The organism is Mesorhizobium sp. M0040 (assembly GCF_040323505.1).
Taxonomy (GTDB): Bacteria; Pseudomonadota; Alphaproteobacteria; order Rhizobiales; family Rhizobiaceae; genus Mesorhizobium.
This window is the reverse complement of the sequence record NZ_JAMYVA010000146.1, coordinates 1-842: the sequence shown is the minus strand read 5'-3', so window position 1 is coordinate 842 and position 842 is coordinate 1. Positions and strand designations below refer to the sequence as shown.

Annotated in this window: 2 protein-coding genes; both read right to left on the bottom strand. The window is 61.0% G+C overall.

Going from position 1 to position 842, the window contains the following annotated elements; genetic code table 11:
• The coding region (locus NKJ91_RS33690) for a response regulator (protein WP_352458943.1) at positions 1-256 on the bottom strand (256 nt) is incomplete at its 3' end.
• The coding region (locus NKJ91_RS33685; RefSeq protein WP_352458942.1) for a sensor histidine kinase at positions 253-842 on the bottom strand (590 nt) is incomplete at its 5' end. The genes NKJ91_RS33685 and NKJ91_RS33690, both read right to left, overlap by 4 nt.

The following is an 842-nucleotide window of genomic DNA, read 5'->3' as shown; positions in this document are numbered from 1 at the left end:
CGTAGGAGGTGACGGCGATAATCGGAATGTGCCGGAGCGCCGGGTCGGCCTTGATGCGGCGGGCCGCTTCATACCCGTCGATCACCGGGAGCTGAATGTCCATGAGGATCAGGTCTGGCCTGTGCGCTCCGGCTGCAGCGATGCCGGCGGCGCCGTCGGCTGCCTCGATCAGTTCGTATTCGGTGGTGGCAATGAGATCGCGGATGATCTGGCGGTTGTCCTCGGTGTCTTCCACCATCAGGATTCGTTTGCTCATGCGGTCCTCACGTCCTCATTCACCCGGATTGGTACCTTGAGACGGAATGTCGACCCTGACCCGATCACGGACTCGACGTCTATGGTTCCGCCATGCATTTCAACGATGCGCTTCGAGATCGCCAGGCCAAGACCCGTACCGCCCTTCTGCCTGGTGCTGCTGTTGTCGACCTGCTGGAATTCTTCGAAGATGAGAGCCTGGTCCTTGGACGCGATGCCGGGACCGGTGTCTCGGACGGTGATCTCGAAGTGCCCGTCGACCGCATCGGCAAGAATGTCGACCGCACCCGTTTCGGTGAACTTGACGGCATTGCCTGCAAGATTGAGCAGGACCTGCGTCAAACGGCGTTCGTCCCCGCGGCCGATTGGAAGTTTCTCGGCAACAGTCGTTGAAAGCTCGAGACCCTTCGCTCGTGCCAGCGGCTCGACAGCCGTAACGGTCGATCGAACAATCTGCGCGACGGAGTAGTCCTCGATCGCCAGCGTGAGCTGGCCGGCTTCGATCTTGGAAAGGTCGAGTACGTCGTTGATGAGCCCGAGGAGGTGACGACCGTTTGCCTGCACGCGCGCGACGGTCGTCTTTGCCT